The organism is Xanthomonas prunicola (genome assembly GCF_002846205.1).
In the GTDB taxonomy this organism is placed as follows: domain Bacteria; phylum Pseudomonadota; class Gammaproteobacteria; order Xanthomonadales; family Xanthomonadaceae; genus Xanthomonas; species Xanthomonas prunicola.
This window is the reverse complement of the sequence record NZ_PHKV01000003.1, coordinates 712532-731916: the sequence shown is the minus strand read 5'-3', so window position 1 is coordinate 731916 and position 19385 is coordinate 712532. Positions and strand designations below refer to the sequence as shown.

Genomic DNA, 19385 nt, shown 5'->3' with positions numbered 1-19385 from the left:
TGTGCACCCCAACGCATTGCGTCAGCGAACCCAGCCCGGCCGGTGCATTACCAACCGGCCAGCACCAATTTACCAATCGTGTTGCCGCTTTCCAGACGACGATGCGCCTCGCGCAGATGCTGCGCATTGATCGGCGACAGCGTGTCCGTCTGCGTGGTGCGCAGTTCGCCAGCATCGATCAGGCTGGCGGCCCGGTTGAGGATGCGGTGCTGTTCGACCAGATCGTCGGTCGCGTAGCGTGCGCGGGTAAACATCAGTTCCCAATGGATGCCGATGCACTTGGCTTTGTAAGGGTCGCCGATCATCAGCGGCCCGCGCGGCTCCACGATCAAGCCCACGTGCCCCTGCGGTGCGAGCACCTCGCCCAGCTGCTGCCAGTAGCGGTCGGTGTCGGCCAGATTGAGCGCAGCATCCACTGTGTCCATCCCCAACGCCTGCAGTTGCGCTTGTAGCGGCTGGTGATGATCGATCACGTGGTGCGCGCCCATTTGGCGTACCCACTCGATGCTCTCCGGGCGCGAGGCGGTGGCAATCACGGTGAAGCCGGCATGTCGCGCCAACTGGATCGCGATGGAGCCCACGCCGCCAGCGCCGCCGATGATCAACAAATGCCTGCCGCGATTGCGGGCACCGTCGAAGGCAAATGGCATGCGCTGGAACAGCAGCTCCCACGCGGTCAGGGTGGTCAGCGGTAGCGCGGCTGCCTGCGCGAAGCTAAGCGAGGTCGGCTTGCATCCGGCAATGCGTGCATCCACCAGTTGGTACTGCGCGTTACTGCCCGGCCGCCCGATATCGCCGGCGTAGTAGACCTCGTCGCCGACGGCAAAGGCCGTGACCTCCGGACCGACCGCCTCGATCACCCCGGCTGCGTCGTAGCCCAGGATCTTCGGCGCCTGCAATGGCTGCAGCTTGGGCGCGCGCACCTTTGTATCGACTGGATTCACCGAGATCGCTTCCACCCGCACCAATAAGTCATACCCCGATGGCGCTGCAGGCGCCGGAAGTTCCATATCAAGTAACGACACGGGGTCATCGATCGGAAGATGGCGGGTGAGGGCGACGGCTTTCATCGGGACGCTCCTGAGCGGGAAGTTCAGGGTGCGTTGTGGAGCAAGTCCTCTGCAACCATCAACCCCACAATTCAGCTCGGACGGGGCTCGACGTTCACCAATGTGGTCTCCTGTCGCGCTTGGAACGCTAAAAATCAGTCGGTTTGGAAGCGTCTTCAGTCAGCTTAATTGGGCTGCGGTTCATGCAGGCGAACTATCCGAATTGGGTACCCGGTCCTTTCCTTCATAAAGCTGTATACGTAGTATTGCGTGGGATTGCGGAACCTGGTGATTGCTTTCACATGTTATATGACCGTTAACGCGATCTTCACCGAGGCCGGCTTAATCTGCGCCCCGATGGCTCTGGATGTGACGAGCATCTTTACCAAGCACAACGCCTCTATCGGTTTTATCTCCCAAAGAAGGAGCTGTATAAATGAACAAGAAAATTCTCACTGCCGCGTTGCTCGGCGGTCTGGCAGTTGCCCAGGCTGCTTCCGCGCAGGAGTTCGATGACCGTTGGTACCTGACCGGTAGCGCTGGCTTCAACTTCCAGGACAGCGATCGTCTGACCAATGATGCCCCGTTCGTGACCCTGGGTCTGGGCAAGTTCGTTAGCCCGAACTGGTCGATCGACGGTGAACTGAACTATCAGAACCCCAACTTCGATGCCAACCAGGATCTGAACTGGAGCCAGTACGGCATCTCGTTCGACCTGCGTCGCCACTTCATCCAGGAAGGCCGCGGCTGGAACCCCTACCTGCTGTTCGGTCTGGGCTATCAGCGTTCGGAAGAAGAATTCGACGCGACCCCGAACCCGGTTTCGCCGGGCCAGCAGAAGGACGGCAACTTTGCCGCCAAGGCTGGTGTCGGTCTGCAGACCACCTTCGACAAGCGCGTCGCCGTGCGTGCCGAGTTGGCCTACCGCGCTGACTTCAACGACCAGAGCGTTGCTGCTCCGCGCGAAGACTGGTTCGGTGACGTGCTGGCTTCGGTCGGCGTCGTGATCCCGTTGGGACCGGCTCCGTCGACCGCTCCGCCGCCGGCTCCGGCTCCGGTTGCTCCGAGCTGCGCCGATCTGGATGACGACGGTGACGGCGTCAACAACTGCGACGACAAGTGCCCGAACTCGCAGCCTGGCCAGACCATCGGTCCGGACGGTTGCCCGGTTCCTGTCTCGATCGACCTGAAGGGCGTGAACTTCGACTTCAACAAGTCGACCCTGCGTCCGGACGCGATCTCGATCCTGAGCGAAGCGACCGAGATCCTGAAGCGTTACCCCGACCTGAAGGTCGAGGTTGCCGGTCACACCGACTCGAAGGGTACCGACGCGTACAACCAGAAGCTGTCCGAGCGTCGTGCGACCACCGTGTACGACTACCTGACCAAGAACGGCGTCGATGCGTCGCGTCTGGTCGGCCCGATCGGCTACGGCGAGAGCCGCCCGATTGCTCCGAACACCAACCCGGATGGTTCCGACAATCCGGAAGGTCGTGCGAAGAACCGTCGTACCGAGCTGAACGTCCAGAACTAATTGGACCGCTAGCTCTGTTGCAGACAAAACCCGGCCTTGCGCCGGGTTTTGTCTATGCAGGCACTGGAAAAGCGCGCTCAAGCGCCGCGGATCCTGTCTGTGTTGTCATCCCGGCACGGTTCCTGTTGAAACAGCGTTCATCGCTGCCTACACTCGCCGCGTCAACACCACACTCATACTTGGAAGAACCCGATGCTGCGTACCGCTACGGCAGGACTGCTCTGTCTCGCTCTGATTCCCGCCGCCTACGCCGCTCCGAACTGCGCTGGCAGCACGGTGTCCCAGCCGCTGCCGTTGCCCGCTACCGCTGTCGCACCGGCGGCTGCCGAGTTCTACACCCGCAGCGTGCAGTTGGGCATGCCCACCGGTGTGCTGGCACAGCCCTATACCAGCGACCAGTCGGTGGATCGCGTGTTGCTGCGCCTGCGCGTGGAGGGCTGCCAGGATCTGGCCAAGGTCATGCCGCCCGGCGGCACCGTCAACCCGAATGATCCGGCGGCCTACAAGGCCAAGACGGCGTTCGACAACACCCCGTGGCGCTTCGACATGAGCCAGAACGGCAAGCGCATGACGGCAGAAGAATTCGATGCCTGGATGAAGGCGCGCGGTGTGCGCGTGGTCAAGGCACGTCCGGCCGCCAGCGCGGCACCGGCAGCGCCCGCCGCACCTGCGGCCGACGCCAAGCCGGTCGAGAACAAGTAAGCCGCGCGGTCGGGACGGCATGCCCCGGCGGCTACCGCCGGCAACGTCCCGGCAACGTCAGCGTGGTCCGGGTGCGGCAGGCGCAACGCGTGCGTCCGCTGCCGCACCCGTCATTGCTGCGCCACGCCATGGGCTGGCGCGCGTGTTGTCCAAGCTTGGGGTGTGTTCGCGCACCGAGGCAGCGCGTTGGATCGCCGATGGTCGGGTGAGCGTCTCGGCACGCGTGGTGCGCGATCCCGAATTTCCGATCCGCGCCGATCAGCAATCCTCAATCACCGTCGACGGGCAGCCCCTGGCAGGGCCGGCACGTTGCTATCTGATGCTCAACAAGCCGCGCGGGATGGTCACCACCGTGCGCGATGAGCAGGGCAGGGACACGGTCTACCGTTGTTTCGATGGCGCTGGGCTGCCTTGGATCGCTCCGGTCGGGCGCTTGGACAAGGCCAGCGAAGGCCTGCTGCTTTTCAGTAACGACCCGCAGTGGGCGGCGACGGTGACCGACCCGACGACCGGACCGGACAAGACCTATCACGTGCAGATCGATTGCCGGCCCAGTGCCGCGCAGCTGGCGCAGTTGCAGGCCGGTGTGGTTGATCCCGATCCTGAGGGCGGTAGCGTGCTGTTGCGCGCCAAGCAGGTCAGCGTGCTGCGCGAAGGCCAGCGTAATGCCTGGCTGGAAATCGTGTTGGACGAAGGCCGTAATCGGCAGATCCGCCGGTTGTTGGCCGCAGTGGAGATCGGTGTGCTAAGGCTGATGCGCGTGGCGATCGGCCCGCTGGCGATGGGCGAGCTAGGCAAAGGCGCGTGGCGAATGCTGAGCGCCGAGGAAGTCAGAGCGCTGGTGCCGGCGCCCGCCAGCGCGCCAGACGCGCGCTGAGCAGGGCGCTCACCACTTCGTAAGCGCGCGCATCGCCCGCGCCGTTGGCATCGTGACGGCGGCCTTTGGCGTGATTACAGCCAGCACAGGCCAGGGCGAGATTGCGCGCATCGTTGGCATCGCCGCCCACCAACGCGCAGAGCGATGCCGCCGTGCGACGACCGAACCAGGCTTGCGGCACCACGTGTTCGAGCGTGGTGTGGCCGAGCGGCTCGCCATCGGCGCGGACCTGCAGATGCCGACGGCAGTGCAGGCAGCGCGTGTCCCAATGACCGTCGAGCAATTGCGCCTGCGCATCGGTCTGCGCCGCCAGCAGCAGCCGTTGGCGCAGGACCGTACGCATGTCAGGCGGCGATGACCTTGAGTTCGCGCCCGATCTTGATGAACGCCTCGATCGCCTGATCCAGGTGCTCGCGCGTATGTGCCGCGCTGATCTGGGTGCGGATGCGCGCCTGCCCCTTGGGCACCACCGGGAAGAAGAAGCCGATGGCGTAGATGCCTTCTTCCAGCAAGCGCTCGGCGAATTTTTGCGCCAGCGGTGCGTCGTACAGCATCACCGGGCTGATCGGATGCACGCCCGGTTTGACGTCGAAACCGGCGGCGGCCATGCGCTCGCGGAAATAGCGGGTGTTTTCGATCAGCTGCGTACGCAGCTCGCCGGCGGCATCCAGCATCTCGAAGGCCTTGATGCCGGCAGCCACCACGTGCGGCGGTAACGAGTTGGAGAACAGGTAGGGCCTCGAGCGCTGGCGCAGCAGCTCGATCACTTCGCGCTTTGCGGTGGTGAAGCCGCCGAGTGCGCCGCCCATGGCTTTGCCCAGCGTACCGGTGAAGATGTCGATCTGGTCCAGCACGCCCTTGACCTCGGCCGAGCCGCGGCCGGTGGCGCCAAGGAAGCCGGTGGCGTGGCATTCGTCGATATGCACCAGCGCGTTGTATTTGCGCGCCAGGGCGGTGATTTCGTCCAGCGGGGCGATGAAGCCGTCCATCGAGAACACGCCGTCGCTGGTGATCAGCTTGGTCTTGCAACCGGCCGCGTCTGCCGCCTGCAGCTGCGCTTCGAGGTCGGCCATGTCGCAGTTGGCGTAGCGGAAGCGCTTGGCCTTGCACAGGCGCACGCCATCGATGATGGAAGCATGGTTGAGTGCGTCGGAAATAATCGCGTCGTGTTCGCCGAGCAACGGTTCGAACAGGCCGCCGTTGGCATCGAAGCAGGCCGCGTAGAGGATGGTGTCTTCAGTCCCGAAGAACTCGGCGATGGTGTGTTCGAGCTGCTTGTGCAGATCCTGGGTGCCGCAGATGAAACGGACCGAGGCCATGCCGAAACCGTGGCTATCCAGCGCGTCCTTGGCGGCCTGGATGATGTCCGGGTGGTCGGCCAGGCCAAGATAATTGTTAGCGCAAAAATTCAGGACGTGGCGGCCATCGGCCAGGGTGATCTGCGCCGACTGCGCGCCGGTGATGATGCGCTCGGACTTGAACAGGCCCTGGGCCTGGATGGCGTCCAGTTCGGCGGCGTAATGGGCGGTCAGCGCGGCGGGAGCGGTGGTCATGGCGGTTGCAGTGGCAGAAAGAAGCGCCATGTTAACGATCACGGTGGCATACCACTACGTCATGCAAAATCGGCATAAGCGGCGGCGCTGATGTCATTTCACCGCCTGCGTGCCGCTGCGCAGCATGGCATGCTTGCTGTTCAGCTGTGCTCAACCGGCCAGGAGATCGTCGTGACATACCCCCGTTTCCGTCTTGCTTCCCTTCTTTGCGCCTTGCTGGTCCTGGCCGGCCCGGCGGGCGCACGCGAGATCGGGCTGCTCAACGTGAGCTACGACCCCACCCGCGAGTTCTACCGCGACTACAACACCGCCTTTGCCGCGCACTGGAAACAGCAGCACCCGCAGGACACCGTCACCGTGGAAACCTCGCACGGTGGCTCTGGCAAGCAGGCGCGCGCGGTGATCGATGGCATCGAGGCCGATGTGGTGACGCTGGCGCTGGCCTACGACGTGGATGCCATCGCGCAGAAGGCCAAACTGATCGATACCGATTGGGAGAAGCGGCTGCCCGACAACAGTGCGCCGTATACCTCGACCATTGTGTTTCTGGTCCGCAAGGGCAACCCCAAGAACATCCACGACTGGCCGGACCTGCTGCGCTCGGGGGTGGCGGTGGTGACACCGAATCCCAAGACCTCCGGTGGTGCGCGCTGGAACTACCTGGCCGCCTGGGCGTACGCCGACCATATTTTCAAGGGCGACCGCGAGCGCACCATGCGCTACATGCAGGCGTTGTTCCGCAATGTGCCAGTGCTGGATACCGGCGCGCGCGGCGCCACCACCACCTTCGTGCAGCGCGGGATCGGCGATGTGCTGCTGGCCTGGGAAAACGAGGCGCTGCTGGCGCGCGAGGAGCTGGGCAAGGACAAGTTCGAGATCGTGGTGCCCAAGCTGTCGATCCTGGCCGAGCCGTCGGTGGCGCTGGTCGACAAGAACGTCGACAAGCACGGCACGCGCGATGTGGCCGAAGCCTACCTGCGCTATCTGTACGCGCCGGAAGGACAGAAGCTGGCAGCCAAGCACTTCTATCGCCCGCGGCATCCCGAATTTGCCGACCCGGCCGACATAGCGCGTTTTCCGGACATCAAGTTGGTGACCATCCAGGAAGCGTTCGGCTCGTGGGACAAAGCGCAGCAGGAGCACTTCGCCGACGGCGGCGTGTTCGACCAGATCCAGGCAAACAAGTAGACGATGTCGATGTCGGTTGCACCCCACCCAGCGCCGTCATCGCGCCGACGCGTGATGCCGGGGCTGGGCTTGAGTCTGGGAATCACCCTGACCTGGCTTGGCCTGATTGTGTTGATCCCGTTGTTGGGGATCTTCATCAAGACCAGCGGTCTGGGTTGGGAGGGGCTATGGCGGGTATGGAGCGAGCCGCGCGTGCTGTCGGCACTGCAGGTGAGCTTCGGTACCGCGCTCGCGGCTGGCGCCTTCAATGCGGTGATGGGTACCTGGGTGGCGTGGGTGTTTGTGCGCTATCAGTTTCCAGGCAAGCGTTTCTTCGATGCGGTGATCGATCTGCCGTTTGCATTGCCGACGGCGGTGGCCGGCATTGCGCTGACCGCGCTGTATGGCGGCAATGGTTGGGTCGGCCGCTGGCTGGAGGCGATCGGTATCAAGGTGGCCTACACGCAGCTGGGCATCGTGCTGGCTTTAGTGTTCGTCGGCCTGCCGTTCGTGGTGCGCGTGGTGCAGCCGGTGCTGGCCGAGAGCGATCGTGAAATAGAGGCTGCTGCTGCCACATTGGGCGCTTCGCGCTGGCAGACGGTGTGGCGGGTGGTGCTGCCGGGAGTATGGCCGGCGGTCCTGACCGGATTCGCATTGGCGTTTGCGCGCGGCGTGGGTGAGTACGGCTCGGTGATCTTCATCGCCGGCAACCTGCCCAATTCGACCGAGATCGCGCCGCTGCTGATCACCATCCGGCTGGAAGAGTTTGACTACGCTGGCGCCACCGCCATTGCCGCGGCCATGTTGTTGCTGTCATTCGTGATTTTGCTAGTGGTCAATACGTTGCAGGCACGCCTGCTGCGCTATCAACGGAGGCCCGCATGAGCGATGCCGTTTCTTCGCTGCCCTCCATGTTGCCGACCCATGCCATGACCAAGCAGGCGCGTCGCATCACCGATTCGGCCACCAACGAGCCGCGTTGGGTGCAATGGCTGATGATCCTGGGTGCTTTGCTCTTTTTGCTGGCGTTTCTGCTGCTGCCGCTGGTGCTGGTGTTCGCCGAGGCCTTGCGTGGCGGGTGGGAGACCTTTCTGCGCGCGATCGTCGACCCGGATGCATTGTCGGCGATCAAGCTGACCCTGATCGTCACTGCCATCGTGCTGCCGCTGAACCTGGTGTTCGGCGTGGCGGCGGCGTGGGCGGTCAGCAAGCACCAATTCCCCGGCAAGCGCTTGCTGATCAGCCTGATCGACCTGCCGTTCTCGGTCTCGCCGGTGGTGGCGGGCTTGATCTTCGTGCTGATCTTCGGCCGCAGCGGCTGGGCCTGGCCGTTGATCGACGAAGGCTGGCATGTGCAGCTGCCGGCGCTTGGCGAATGTGTGATTCAGCTGCCGCGGATCGTGTTTGCGTTACCGGGCATCGTACTGGCGACCACGTTCGTGACGTTCCCCTTCATCGCGCGCGAATTGATGCCGCTGATGGAGCAGCAGGGCAGCGACGAAGAACTGGCGGCACTGAGTCTGGGCGCGAACGGGTGGCAGATGTTCTGGCGAGTGACGCTGCCCAATATCCGCTGGGGCCTGCTGTACGGCGTGTTGCTGTGCGCGGCGCGTGCGATGGGCGAGTTCGGTGCGGTCTCGGTGGTGTCCGGGCATATCCGTGGACGCACCAATACGCTGCCGCTGCATGTGGAAATTCTCTACAACGAATATGCCTACAGCGCAGCGTTTGCCTGCGCCTCGCTGCTGGCACTGACCGCGCTGCTGACGTTGGCGCTGAAGACGTATCTGGAATGGCGGCACGGCGATTCGCTGGCCGCCAACCACCGCCACTGAGGTGATCATGGGCATCCGCATTCACCACCTGCGCAAGCAGTTCGAGACCTTTACCGCGCTGGACGACATCACCCTGGATGTGCGCCAGGGCGAGTTGCTGGCGTTGCTTGGGCCTTCCGGCTCGGGCAAGACCACGCTGCTGCGGATCATGGCTGGGCTGGAGCATGCCGATGGCGGGCAGGTGCTGTTTGGCGATGAGGATGCCACCCGCATGAGCGTGCAATCGCGCCGGGTCGGCTTCGTGTTCCAGCATTACGCACTGTTCAAGCATATGGACGTGTTTGAGAACATCGCGTTTGGCCTGCGCGTCCGTCGCGGCAATGCGCGTTGGGCCGAAGCGCGCATTCGTGCACGCGTGGAAGAACTGCTGGCGCTGGTGCAGCTGCAGGGCCTGGAACAGCGTTATCCCACTCAGCTATCCGGCGGCCAGCGGCAGCGCGTGGCGTTGGCGCGTGCGCTGGCAATCGAGCCGCGCGTGTTGTTGCTCGACGAGCCGTTCGGCGCACTGGATGCGCAGGTGCGCCGCGATCTGCGCCGCTGGCTGCGCGAGCTGCACGAGCGCACCGGCCTGACCACGGTGTTCGTCACCCATGATCAGGAAGAAGCGCTGGAATTGGCCGACCGGGTGGCCATCCTCAACCGCGGCCGCATCGAGCAGCTCGACACCCCGGCAATGATCTACGACAAGCCGGCTTCGCCATTCGTATATTCGTTCGTTGGGGCAGTGAACCGGATTCCTGGCGTGCTGGCGCAAGGCCAGATCCAGGTGGCGGGGCATGCACTGCCGCTGGCCAATGCCGCGTTGGCAGCGGGGCCGGTAGAGGTCTATGTGCGGCCAGAAGATCTGGTGCCCGATGAGGCTGGCTGGCCGGCGACGGTGGCGTGGTCGCAGCGCAGCGGGGCACGCCTGCGCCTACGCGCAACGCTGGAGCCCGCCGGCAACGAGGTGGAAGTGGAGCTGCCGGCATCGGCTGGCAGCTTCCAGCCGGGGCAGCAGTTGCGGCTGGCGGCGCGGCATTACGGGGTCTTTCCTGCCGTATGATCGTCAGCGATGCTCCCCCGCGCATGGGCGAGGATGCCCGCCGTGCGGATGGGGAAAGCGCTTGGCTCGACCAGCAGATGGCGGTAGCGGCGACGATACCGGGACCTGGCGGACTGCGGTCTGGCCTGACGTGGTGTAGGGGAATGCGGCGATTCTTTGCAGACTGCGTCTCAAGAAGCGGTTTCTGGAGTCGATGACGTTGCCGGTAGCACTCCGATCGGCCTCTGACGCGCCGAGGGTGTGCGCTGTGTCAAGCGAGCGATACTTTTATGTTGCGCTGCAATGGCAGTCCAACTATGAAGTGAAGTCAGTGCCGATTCGCGCGATTCGATCACCCATCGCTCTAGGAGATGCCCCCATGAAGATGTCTACGCTTGCTTGTTGTCTCTTGCTTTCGCTGAGTGCCGCGCCGTTGGCGCAGGCGCAGGAAGAGGAAGCCCCCGTGTCGCCGTTCACCGGCACCTTTGCAGTCACCAGCGACTACGTGTTCCGCGGTGTGTCCCAGACCAACGGGGATCCCGCATTCCAGGCCGGGCTGACCTACAAGCATCCTTCCGGCTTCTACGTGGCCGCCTGGACATCCAACGTCGATCCCGGCGAAGGCGATCCGGACTGGGAAGTGGATGCAACGGTCGGCTATGGTGTCGAACTGGGCAAGCAGTGGGACCTCGATGTCGCGGTCACCCGCTACAACTATCCGGGTGCGGGCGAGACGAACTACAACGAACTGGTCACCAAGACGACGTTTCTGAAGACCTACAGCCTCACCGTCGGATACACCAACGATCTGTACGGCACCAAGACCGACGGCTATTACTATGCGCTGGATGCCAACTGGCCGTTGCCGCACAAGTTCAGCATCGGTGCGCATGTCGGGCACACCCGCTACACATCGGCGCTGAAGCAGGTGGATCACGACTACGACGATTACGCGATTACCGTCGGCAAGAGCGTTGGCCCGCTTGCGTTGAGCATCGGCTACTACGACACCAGCGAGCCTGCCGAATTCGGTTTCGGTCGTCCCAATACCGAAGGCCGGACCGTCGCCACCGCCACGGTGACCTGGCCGTGACACGGCTGCACTGAGCGAACACACAAAAGGCGCCCTCGGGCGCCTTTTGCGTTCAAGCGGTTTGTGCGGTCAATTCCAGCTCAACACGACCTTGCCGGCCTTGCCTTCTTCCATCAGGTCGAAGCCTTTCTGGAAATCGTCGATCGGCAATTGGTGGGTCAGCACCTTCTGCAGCGGGAAACCCGACAGCACCAGTTGCGTCATCTTGTACCAGGTCTCGTACATCTTGCGGCCGTAGATACCTTGCACGGTGAGGCCCTTGAAGATGATCTTGTCCCAGTCGCAACCGGCGCCGCGCGGCATGATGCCGAGCATGGCGATCTTGCCGCCGTGGTACATGCAGTCGAGCATGTCGTTGAACGCGCGCGGGTTGCCGCTCATTTCCAGGCCCACATCGAAGCCTTCCATGTGCAGGTCGGCCATGACGTCCTTGAGCGAGGTCTTGGACACGTTGACCACGCGCGTGGCGCCCATGTCGGCGGCCAGCTTGAGGCGGAAGTCGTTGACGTCGGTGACCACCACGTTGCGCGCGCCGATGTGCTTGCAGATGCCCGCGGCAATGATCCCGATCGGGCCGGCACCGGTGATCAGCACGTCTTCGCCGATGACGTCGAACTCCAGCGCGCAGTGCGCGGCATTGCCGTAGGGGTCGAAGAAGGCGGCCAGCTCGGAGGGAATCTGGTCGGGAATTGGCCACAGGTTGCTGGCCGGCATCACCATGTATTCGGCGAAGGCGCCATTGACGTTGACGCCAATGCCCACCGTGTTTGGGCACAGGTGCGGCCGGCCGCCGCGGCAGTTGCGGCAGTGGCCGCACACGATGTGACCTTCGGCCGACACGCGCTGGCCCACCTGGTAACCGGTCACTGCCGAACCGAGCTCGGCCACGCGGCCGACGAACTCATGGCCGATGGTCAGGCCGGGTTTGATGGTGCGCTGGCTCCACTCGTCCCACAGGTAGATGTGCAGATCGGTGCCGCAAATGGCGGTCTTTTCCAGCTTGATCAGCACCTCGTTGGGGCCGGGCGTGGGCACGGGAACCTGTTCCAGCCAGATGCCTTTGTTCGCTTCGCGCTTGACCAGCGCCTTCATCGTCTGCGCCATCTGGCGGGCCTGCTGAGTGAAAGATAAGCCTTCGATTATATGCGGGGTGAGGCTGGTGCCATGTGGGGGTGCAAGAACAGTGCTCTGCGGGTGCGTGCAGTCCGGGTGCGAAACGCCGGTGGCGCTCGGTTGGGTGGCAGACAGCATGCGTCGGATGCGGGCTGGGTGCCCCCATCCGCCCTTCGGGCACCTCCCCCCGCAGGCGGGGGAAGGGTAGGGAGCGGGGGAAGGGTAGGGACTTCGGGAAACAGGCAGGCCAGCAAGCATGCAGGCCACCACGCAGGGAAAGCAGAAAGGAGCAGCAGGGCAGACAGAAAACCGATGAAGCCTGAAGGCGGCTACGCCGAACAAGCCGAGCGAACGTGAAGGCTCGGGAAAGGGCGCGGCAGACCGGCTCACGGCGCCGGGGCGCCGTCGGCCTGCCTTCTCCCGCACGCGGGAGAAGGTGGCGCGTAGCGTCGGGTGAGGGCGCCTTGGACGGTGCAGAGTTGCTCAGAACTTCACATCCAGACTCATGAAGTACTGCCGCGGTGCGCCAACCACCATGGTCTGGTTATAGCCATCCGGATCGGAGGCGACATAGCCGTTGGTGCCGGTGCTGGCGAAGTAGCGCTTGTCGGTGAGGTTGCTGACGTTGAGCGCCAGGGCCACATCCGCCACACCGCCGACACGGCCGAAGTCGTAACGCGCGCCGGCATTGAACAGCCAGTACGACGGCACCTGCGAGTCGTTGAGGAAGGTAATGTAGCGCTTGTCCACGTACTTGCCATCCAGATCCAAACGCAGGTTGCCGATCTGATAGCTGGCGCTGGAAGAGAACATCAACGCCGGGATGCCGACCACATCCTTGCCGGACGTCGCGACCACACCGTTGTTGAGGTAATCGTCCTGGTAACGCGAGCGGTTCCACGAGAGCGAGTTCAACCAGCTCAAGCCTTCGGTCGGGCGCCACATCAGTGCCAGATCCGCACCGGTGCTATGCACTGCGCCGACGTTGCTGAGGATCGAGGCGCAGGTCTGCACCGCGGTGCACGGGGAGGTGGTCAGCAGGCGATTGGAGAACTTGGTGAAGTAGGCATCAGCCGACAGCTGGAACTGCGCATCCTGCACGCGATAGCCCACCTGCACGGTCTGCGATTGCTCCGGCTCCAGCGTGGCGCGGCTGCGGTCGAAGGCGGCTTGCGAGGTGGCGAACGGGGTGAAGCCGAAGGCGGCGATGTTCTTGCTGTAGGACGCGTAGAGGTCCTGGCGCTCATCGAGTTTGTAGTTCACGCCTACCTGCGGCAGGAAATTATCTTCGGCACGGATACGGCCTTGCGCCAGTGCGGTGGTCGGCACCAGCGATTGCGCGCGCGTGGTGGTGTTGAGCGCCTTTGCGCCGTAGTTCAGGGTCAAGCGGTCGTCGAGCAGGCGTACGGTGTCCTGCAGGTACAGCATGCGGGTCTGGGTGGTGTAGCGCTGCAGGAAATCGCGGCGAAACGGCGTCTGCGCTTCGTACACGTTGTACAGGGAGGTGTATCCCTGGGTGCCGAGCGCGAAGTAATTGCGGCCCTGCGAGGTGCGCGCGTTTTCTGCCCATGCGCCCACTTCCAGATCGTGATTGCCCCACGACCATTTCAATGCGCTGGTGCCGCCGAAGCGGTCCAGACCGTAGTCGGTGGTGCGCATCGACAATGGAATGTCTGCAGAGGTACGCACATACGGCGTCACCCATTGCCCTTCGCCACGATTGCCGTGGTAATAGCCGCTGGCATCGAGCGTGGCGCCGCCAAACACGAAGGTGCCCGACAAGCCGGCCAGATTGTCGCGGCGCAGGCCGCCGCCGGCGTAGTAGCTGGCATCGAGCCAACTGTAGTCGCTGGGCAGGCCAGCCAGCGATTGCGGGTAGCCGTTGGCCACGCCGCTGGTGGCGCCGGTGTTCTGATAAGCGCGTGCCATCTGCACGGCGGTGGCCCAATCCGGCTGCAGGTAATCGTAATCCCAGCCGAGCGCGCGCTGGCTGGTCAACGACAGATCCATGTAGTCGTATTCCTTGCGCCGCGAGGTATCCACGAACAGGCTCAGACGGTTGCCGTCGCCCCATTGGTACACCGTCTTGAGATTGGCCTGCTCGGATTTTTGATCGCCATAGCCCTTCCACTTGTCGGTGCTGGCATTGGCGTAGGACAGATATGCCGATAATCCATCGCGATCGCCGGTGTCGGCACGTACGAAGGTGCGGCGCGTCGCGTCGCTGCCCACCGTCTGCACCAACCGCGCGCCGGGCGTGGTCAGCGGATCGGCCGAGTAGAACTGCATCGTGCCGCCCAGATTGGTATTGGACGCAGTGCCAAGCGCGCCGGCGCCTTGCGCAATCTCCACCGACCCGAGGTTTTCCGAAATGATGGCGCGCGTGATGTGCAAGCCATTGGTCACGCCGTAGCTCATGTTGCCGAGTGGAATACCGTCGAGCGTATAACCCAGGCGACTTTGATCGAAGCCATGCAAGGTGACCTGTGTGGACCATTCGTACGTGCCAAACGGATCGGCGGACTGGAACTGCACGCCCGGTAGTTTTTCCACCGCCTTGAATGCGCTGCTGCCGGGTGTCAGCTGCTCGATGTCCTGCCGGCTGATGCGCTGCACCTGGCGCGTGCTGCCTTGCGACACCACGTTGATCGCATCCAATTGCGTGGCATTGGCATTGGCATTGGCATTGGCATCGGCCGGCAGCGCTGCCTCCGCCGGAGCAACGGCAGCCGGGTCGGCCGGGTCGGCGGGCGACGCGGCCTGCGCGATGACGGGAAGCAGCGTTGCCAGGGCAAGCGCCAGCGGAGTGACATGAAAGCGACGAGCGGAAGTCATGGGGCGGTCCTGTTCGGGCACGGCTGAGGGCGGATGCACGGCGTAACGCCGGCGTTTCGCGACGCAGGGTGTCAACGGCTCATGAAACATTGATGACGGTGGCTGTCGCAAAACTGTCGCGCTCGCCCGCTATACGTGTCGACGTACGCGTACTTTTCTGCAGGTTTTGCCGCCATGACGTCTTCCCCTTCGCGCCGCGATTTCCTCAAGCGCGTGGCCGCGCTCACCGCTGCTGGCGCCTTGCCATCGTCGATCGGCCGCGCGCTTGCGCTGCCAGCCAACTCGCGGACCGGCACCTTGCGCGATCTCGAACATGTGGTGATCCTGATGCAGGAAAACCGCTCGTTCGATCATTACTTTGGTGCACTGCGTGGCGTGCGTGGTTTCGGCGATCCGCGCGCGCTGCAACTGCGCGATGGTCATCCGGTATGGAGCCAGCCCGCAGCCGATGGACGGCGCCTGCTGCCGTTTGCGTTCGATTCGCAAAATACCTGCGCGCCCCTGATCAAGAGCCTGGATCACTCCTGGAAGGCCGGCCATGGGCAGGATCCGGTCCGCTGGGCCGAATACGATGCGTGGGTCCCGTACAAGGGCGAATTGACGATGGGATATTTCCAGCGTCACGACATCCCTTACTACCACGCGCTTGCCGACGCGTTCACCATCTGCGATGGCTACTACTGCTCCCTGCACGGGCCGACCAACCCCAATCGCATGTATCTGTTCACCGGTACCAGCGGCCCGAGCGTGGGAAACGTCGGTGCGCAGGCAGTGACCAATGCCGACGATGGCAACTGGACCGCGGACATGGCGCGCGACGCGCTCGGCTATGCAGCGCTGGAATGGACCACGTACGCACAGCGTCTGCAGGCTGCCGGCGTGGACTGGCGCGTGTATCAGGAATACGACAATTTCGGCTGCAACTCGCTGGCGTATTTTTCGCACTATCGCGATCTGCACGCAGACGACGAGCGTTACCAGCGTGCCCGTGCATGCGTGCCCGGTTCCACCGCGGACAATGCCGCCACCACCCAGGCCGAGCATCTGGTTGCCGCGATCGCCGCCGATGTGCAGGCCAATCGTCTGCCGCAGGTGTCGTGGGTCATTCCGCCCACCGCCTATTGCGAACACCCGGAAGCACCGCCTGCGTACGGCGAGTCGCTGGTGGCGCGTTTGATCGATGCACTCACCTCCAATCCGGAGGTGTGGGCAAAGACCGCGTTGATCATCAATTACGACGAAAACGACGGCTTCTTCGATCATGTGCCCGCGCCATTGCCGGCACTGGACGCACGCATGGGCCGCAGCAATGTCGACACGCGCGGCGAGGTCTACGACGGCTTGCCGATCGGTCTGGGTGTTCGCGTGCCGATGCTGGTGATTTCACCTTGGACGCGCGGTGGCTGGGTCAACTCGCAGGTATTCGATCACACTTCGGTACTGCGCCTGCTGGAGCGGCGCTTCGGCGTGGCCGAGCCGAACATCAGCCCGTGGCGTCGCGCGGTGAGTGGCGATCTCACCAGCGTGTTCGACTTCCGCAAGCCGGACGATTCGGCATTGAGCGCGTTGCCGTCGGTCGAGGACTATCGCGCACGTACAGCTGCCGTACGCGATAAACCGCAGCCGGCGCCACCCACCGCCGCAACGATGCCGAAACAGGAGCCAGGACAACGTCCTGCGCGGGCGCTGCCATATGCCTTGCAGGTGCACGCACGCGTGCACGATGCCGTAGGCCTGCAGTTGCAGTTCATCAATAGCGGCGCAGCTGCAGCAGCGTTCAACGTCTACAGCAGCGCTGCCAGCGGCGGCCCGTGGTACTACACGGTGCTGCCCGGCACGCAGCTGGACGATGTGCCGGTCGGGGCGACACAGCACGGTGCGTACGCTTTGCGTGTGCATGGGCCCAATGGCTTCCTGCGCGAATTCGCTGGCGAGAGTTCACCGACCTCCACGCCATCGGCAGCGCCGTGGGTAGATGCGCGGCAGGATGGCGACGCATTGGTGCTGGAGATCGGCAATGCGGGGCAGCACGCATGCACCTTGCAGCTACGTGCGCTGGACTACGCAGATCCAACCGAACGCACGTTGCAGTTGGCCGCAGGTCAGCGCGAGACCATTCGCTTAGCGCTCGCCGCCAGCGATCACTGGTACGACCTTGTGGTCGAGCAACCGGGTAGCGCCTTCCGTCGCCGGCTGGCCGGGCATCTGGAAACCGGCAGGTCCAGTCGTAGCGACCCCGCGTTCGGCCGCGTCTAAGCCGACGCTCAGCCCCGGTACGCTGCGGGCCGATCAGCTGGCGCGTGCTGCGCGCCGACCATGTCTGCGTGTCGAGACAGCACACGCAGACCCTGCCATCAGTCATGGGGTAGTTCGCAGACGCCAGCGTTACACTATAACGAAAATAACCCTGGGGCTGTGGATGCGTCCGAACCTACTTGCTGTTTCCATGCTGGCCGCGCTGGCAGTGACTTCATCTGCACAGGCCGGCGAGGGGATGTGGGTTCCACAACAATTGCCGGAGATTGCCGGCCCACTCCAGCAAGCAGGCTTGCGTCTTTCGCCGCAGCAACTGGCCGACCTGACCGGCGATCCGATGGGCGCCGTGGTGTCGCTTGGCGGCTGCACCGCCAGCTTTGTGTCGCCGCAAGGGCTGGTGGTGACCAATCACCATTGCGCCTACGGCGCGATCCAACTCAACTCCACTGCGCAGAAGAATCTGATCCGCGACGGGTTCAGCGCCACCAGCGCCGGCGCGGAACTGAGCGCCGGGCCGAACGCGCGCATCTACGTGCTCGACCGCATCACCGACGTCACCGAGCAGGCGAAGGCGGCGATCGACGGCGCCGGTAACGATGCGCTCAAGCGCACCCAGGCGCTGGAAACGTTCGACAAGGCACAGGTCGCGGCCTGCGAGTCCGAGGCCGGTTACCGCTGCGAGCTGTATAGCTTTTCCGGCGGCAACACCTACCGGCTGTTCCGCACCCTGGAGATCCGCGACGTCCGCCTGGCCTACGCGCCGCCATCGGGGATCGGCAAATTCGGCGGCGACGTCGACAATTGGATGTGGCCGCGCCACACGGGCGATTTCTCGTTTTACCGTGCCTATGTCGGCAAGGACGGCAAGCCCGCCGCCTATGCCAAGGACAATGTGCCGTACCGTCCCAAGCACTTCCTCAAATTTGCCGACCAGCCGCTGGGCGCCGGCGACTTCGTGATGGTTGCCGGCTACCCGGGTCGCACCAATCGCTACGCGTTGGCCGCCGAATTCGACAACACCGCCAACTGGGCCTATCCCATCGCTGGACGTCAGTACCGCGACCTGATCGCACTGGTCGAGCAGGCCGGCAAGCAGGACCCGGATATCCAGGTGAAGTACGCCGCGACCATGGCCAACTGGAACAACGCAGCCAAGAACTACGAAGGCCAGTTGCAGGGTTTCACGCGCATCGACGCGGCCACGCAGAAGCAGGCCGAGGAACGCGCCGTGCTGGCCTGGCTCAAGCGCCAGGGCCGCGACGGCCGCGCCGCGCTGCAGGCACATACGCAACTGCTGGCGCTGGACGAGCAGGCCAAGGCCACCCGCGACCGCGACTTGGTCCTGCGCCAGATGCGCCGTACCGGCGTGCTCGGCAGCGCGCTGTCGCTGTACCGGCTGGCAATCGAACGCGCCAAACCTGACGCCGAACGCGAACCAGGCTACCAAGAGCGCGACCTGCCGGAGATCGAGGGCGCGCAGAAGCAGATGGAGCGTCGCTACGTCGCCTCGATGGATGGGCAGTTACAGCGCTACTGGTTCGACCAGTACCTGAAGCTGCCCGCTGCGCAGCGCTTGCCGGCGCTGGACCAGTGGCTGGCCGGCGCCGACGCGCAGGCCGCCGCGGCGCGACTGGCCGGCACCACGCTGGGCAGCACTGAAGAGCGCTTGAAGTGGCTGCATGCCGACCGCGCGGCGTTCGAGGCCAGCGACGATCCGGCGCTGCGCTATGCGGTGGCGCTGATGCCGGCGCTGCTGCAGATCGAGCGCGAGGAAAAACGTCGCAAAGGCGAGGAACTGCTGGCGCGCCCGCGCTATCTGCAGGCGCTGGCCGACTACAAGAAGAGCCAGGGTGAGTTCGTCTATCCGGACGCCAACTCCTCGCTGCGCATCACCTTCGGTCACGTCAAGGGCTACACACCCAAGGATGGCATGGCCTACACGCCGTTCACCACCTTGGAGGGAGTCGCCGCCAAGGACACCGGCGTCGATCCGTTCGATTCGCCCAAGGCCCTGCTGGATGCGGTCAAGGCCAAGCGCTATGCCGGCCTGGAAGACAAGCGCCTGGGCACGGTACCGGTCAACTTCCTGTCGGACCTGGACATCACCGGTGGCAACTCCGGTTCGCCGGTGATGGACGCGCAGGGCAAGCTGGTCGGCCTGGCATTCGACGGAAATTGGGAGTCGGTGAGCAGCAACTGGGTCTTCGACCCGGCAATGACCCGCATGATCGCCGTGGATAGTCGTTATCTGCGCTGGATCATGACCGAAGTCGCCCCGGCACCACAGCTCTTGAAGGAACTCGGCGTGCGCTGACGCGGCCGGCCGGCGGGGCGGCGGCAGGGGTTATGA

15 protein-coding genes are annotated in these 19385 nt (G+C 64.1%); 10 read left to right on the top strand and 5 right to left on the bottom strand.

From position 1 onward, the window contains the following. Positions 1-47 precede the first annotated feature (47 nt). The gene (locus XpruCFBP8353_RS13265) at positions 48-1070 is read right to left on the bottom strand and encodes a zinc-binding alcohol dehydrogenase family protein (protein WP_101363623.1); all 1023 of its coding nucleotides are present in this window, start codon (positions 1068-1070) and stop codon (positions 48-50) included. A gap of 415 nt (positions 1071-1485) precedes the next feature. Between XpruCFBP8353_RS13265 and XpruCFBP8353_RS13255 the strand changes: the two genes are divergently transcribed. From XpruCFBP8353_RS13255 to XpruCFBP8353_RS13245, 3 genes are all read left to right on the top strand, one after another. After that, entirely contained in the window at positions 1486-2583 is a 1098-nt protein-coding gene (locus XpruCFBP8353_RS13255; RefSeq protein WP_010368610.1) for an OmpA family protein, read from the top strand. Positions 2584-2775: 192 nt separating this feature from the next. Beyond that, the gene (locus XpruCFBP8353_RS13250; protein WP_101363622.1) at positions 2776-3285 is read left to right on the top strand and encodes a hypothetical protein; all 510 of its coding nucleotides are present in this window, start codon (positions 2776-2778) and stop codon (positions 3283-3285) included. Between the two features lie 19 nt (positions 3286-3304). After that, positions 3305-4162 (top strand): pseudouridine synthase, encoded by an 858-nt coding sequence (locus tag XpruCFBP8353_RS13245; RefSeq protein WP_101363621.1) that lies wholly within the window; start codon positions 3305-3307, stop codon positions 4160-4162. On the opposite strand, the gene XpruCFBP8353_RS13240 is transcribed toward XpruCFBP8353_RS13245, so the two are convergent. After that, positions 4116-4505, bottom strand: coding sequence for an HNH endonuclease (locus XpruCFBP8353_RS13240; protein WP_101363620.1), 390 nt, complete (start codon positions 4503-4505; stop codon positions 4116-4118). The two genes, XpruCFBP8353_RS13245 and XpruCFBP8353_RS13240, sit on opposite strands and share 47 nt — an antisense overlap. A 1-nt stretch (position 4506) precedes the next feature. Next, the gene (gene kbl, locus XpruCFBP8353_RS13235) at positions 4507-5715 is read right to left on the bottom strand and encodes a glycine C-acetyltransferase (protein WP_101363619.1); all 1209 of its coding nucleotides are present in this window, start codon (positions 5713-5715) and stop codon (positions 4507-4509) included. 90 nt (positions 5716-5805) lie between these two features. Here kbl and XpruCFBP8353_RS13230 point away from each other — a divergent pair, with 90 nt between their 5' ends. The 5 genes from XpruCFBP8353_RS13230 to XpruCFBP8353_RS13210 all read left to right on the top strand — a co-directional run bounded on the left by XpruCFBP8353_RS13230 (position 5806) and on the right by XpruCFBP8353_RS13210 (position 10831). Then, positions 5806-6903, top strand: a complete 1098-nt coding sequence (locus XpruCFBP8353_RS13230; protein ID WP_101363618.1) for a sulfate ABC transporter substrate-binding protein — start codon at positions 5806-5808, stop codon at positions 6901-6903. Positions 6904-6906: 3 nt separating this feature from the next. Further along, positions 6907-7767: a sulfate ABC transporter permease subunit CysT gene (gene cysT, locus XpruCFBP8353_RS13225; protein WP_101363617.1), complete on the top strand. Its 861-nt coding sequence runs from the start codon at positions 6907-6909 to the stop codon at positions 7765-7767. After that, positions 7764-8717, top strand: coding sequence for a sulfate ABC transporter permease subunit CysW (gene cysW, locus XpruCFBP8353_RS13220; RefSeq protein WP_101363616.1), 954 nt, complete (start codon positions 7764-7766; stop codon positions 8715-8717). The genes cysT and cysW overlap by 4 nt, the downstream gene beginning before the upstream one ends. A gap of 7 nt (positions 8718-8724) precedes the next feature. After that, complete coding sequence (locus XpruCFBP8353_RS13215) at positions 8725-9759, top strand: sulfate/molybdate ABC transporter ATP-binding protein (protein WP_101363692.1); 1035 nt, start codon at positions 8725-8727, stop codon at positions 9757-9759. 358 nt (positions 9760-10117) lie between these two features. Continuing rightward, on the top strand, positions 10118-10831 hold the full coding sequence (locus XpruCFBP8353_RS13210) for a TorF family putative porin (RefSeq protein WP_101363615.1): 714 nt from the start codon (positions 10118-10120) through the stop codon (positions 10829-10831). Positions 10832-10900: 69 nt separating this feature from the next. Here XpruCFBP8353_RS13210 and tdh read toward each other — a convergent pair whose 3' ends face one another. Together tdh and XpruCFBP8353_RS13200 are read right to left on the bottom strand one after the other, a co-directional pair. Next, positions 10901-11935 (bottom strand): L-threonine 3-dehydrogenase, encoded by a 1035-nt coding sequence (gene tdh / locus XpruCFBP8353_RS13205; RefSeq protein ID WP_007968923.1) that lies wholly within the window; start codon positions 11933-11935, stop codon positions 10901-10903. Positions 11936-12427: 492 nt separating this feature from the next. Next, positions 12428-14869, bottom strand: coding sequence for a TonB-dependent receptor (locus XpruCFBP8353_RS13200; RefSeq protein ID WP_101363614.1), 2442 nt, complete (start codon positions 14867-14869; stop codon positions 12428-12430). An 84-nt stretch (positions 14870-14953) separates the two neighbouring features. Between XpruCFBP8353_RS13200 and XpruCFBP8353_RS13195 the strand changes: the two genes are divergently transcribed. Next, a complete protein-coding gene (locus XpruCFBP8353_RS13195; RefSeq protein WP_101363613.1) occupies positions 14954-17035 on the top strand; it encodes a phosphocholine-specific phospholipase C in 2082 nt (693 codons plus the stop codon). Between the two features lie 238 nt (positions 17036-17273). Continuing rightward, positions 17274-19349 carry a S46 family peptidase gene (locus tag XpruCFBP8353_RS13190; RefSeq protein ID WP_207759639.1) on the top strand — a complete coding sequence of 692 codons (2076 nt, stop codon included), beginning with the start codon at positions 17274-17276 and terminating at the stop codon, positions 19347-19349. Positions 19350-19385 lie beyond the last annotated feature (36 nt).

Coding starts and splice junctions, on each gene's coding strand:
- tdh (WP_007968923.1), bottom strand. CDS start 11,935: ATGGCGCAGACGATGAAGGCGCTGGTCAAGCGCGAAGCGAACAAAGGC.
- XpruCFBP8353_RS13230 (WP_101363618.1), top strand. CDS start 5,806: ATGTCATTTCACCGCCTGCGTGCCGCTGCGCAGCATGGCATGCTTGCT.
- XpruCFBP8353_RS13195 (WP_101363613.1), top strand. CDS start 14,954: ATGACGTCTTCCCCTTCGCGCCGCGATTTCCTCAAGCGCGTGGCCGCG.
- XpruCFBP8353_RS13265 (WP_101363623.1), bottom strand. CDS start 1,070: ATGAAAGCCGTCGCCCTCACCCGCCATCTTCCGATCGATGACCCCGTG.
- XpruCFBP8353_RS13210 (WP_101363615.1), top strand. CDS start 10,118: ATGAAGATGTCTACGCTTGCTTGTTGTCTCTTGCTTTCGCTGAGTGCC.
- XpruCFBP8353_RS13245 (WP_101363621.1), top strand. CDS start 3,305: ATGCCCCGGCGGCTACCGCCGGCAACGTCCCGGCAACGTCAGCGTGGT.
- XpruCFBP8353_RS13250 (WP_101363622.1), top strand. CDS start 2,776: ATGCTGCGTACCGCTACGGCAGGACTGCTCTGTCTCGCTCTGATTCCC.
- cysW (WP_101363616.1), top strand. CDS start 7,764: ATGAGCGATGCCGTTTCTTCGCTGCCCTCCATGTTGCCGACCCATGCC.
- XpruCFBP8353_RS13240 (WP_101363620.1), bottom strand. CDS start 4,505: ATGCGTACGGTCCTGCGCCAACGGCTGCTGCTGGCGGCGCAGACCGAT.
- XpruCFBP8353_RS13215 (WP_101363692.1), top strand. CDS start 8,725: ATGGGCATCCGCATTCACCACCTGCGCAAGCAGTTCGAGACCTTTACC.
- XpruCFBP8353_RS13200 (WP_101363614.1), bottom strand. CDS start 14,869: ATGTTTCATGAGCCGTTGACACCCTGCGTCGCGAAACGCCGGCGTTAC.
- cysT (WP_101363617.1), top strand. CDS start 6,907: ATGTCGATGTCGGTTGCACCCCACCCAGCGCCGTCATCGCGCCGACGC.
- XpruCFBP8353_RS13255 (WP_010368610.1), top strand. CDS start 1,486: ATGAACAAGAAAATTCTCACTGCCGCGTTGCTCGGCGGTCTGGCAGTT.
- kbl (WP_101363619.1), bottom strand. CDS start 5,715: ATGACCACCGCTCCCGCCGCGCTGACCGCCCATTACGCCGCCGAACTG.
- XpruCFBP8353_RS13190 (WP_207759639.1), top strand. CDS start 17,274: ATGTGGGTTCCACAACAATTGCCGGAGATTGCCGGCCCACTCCAGCAA.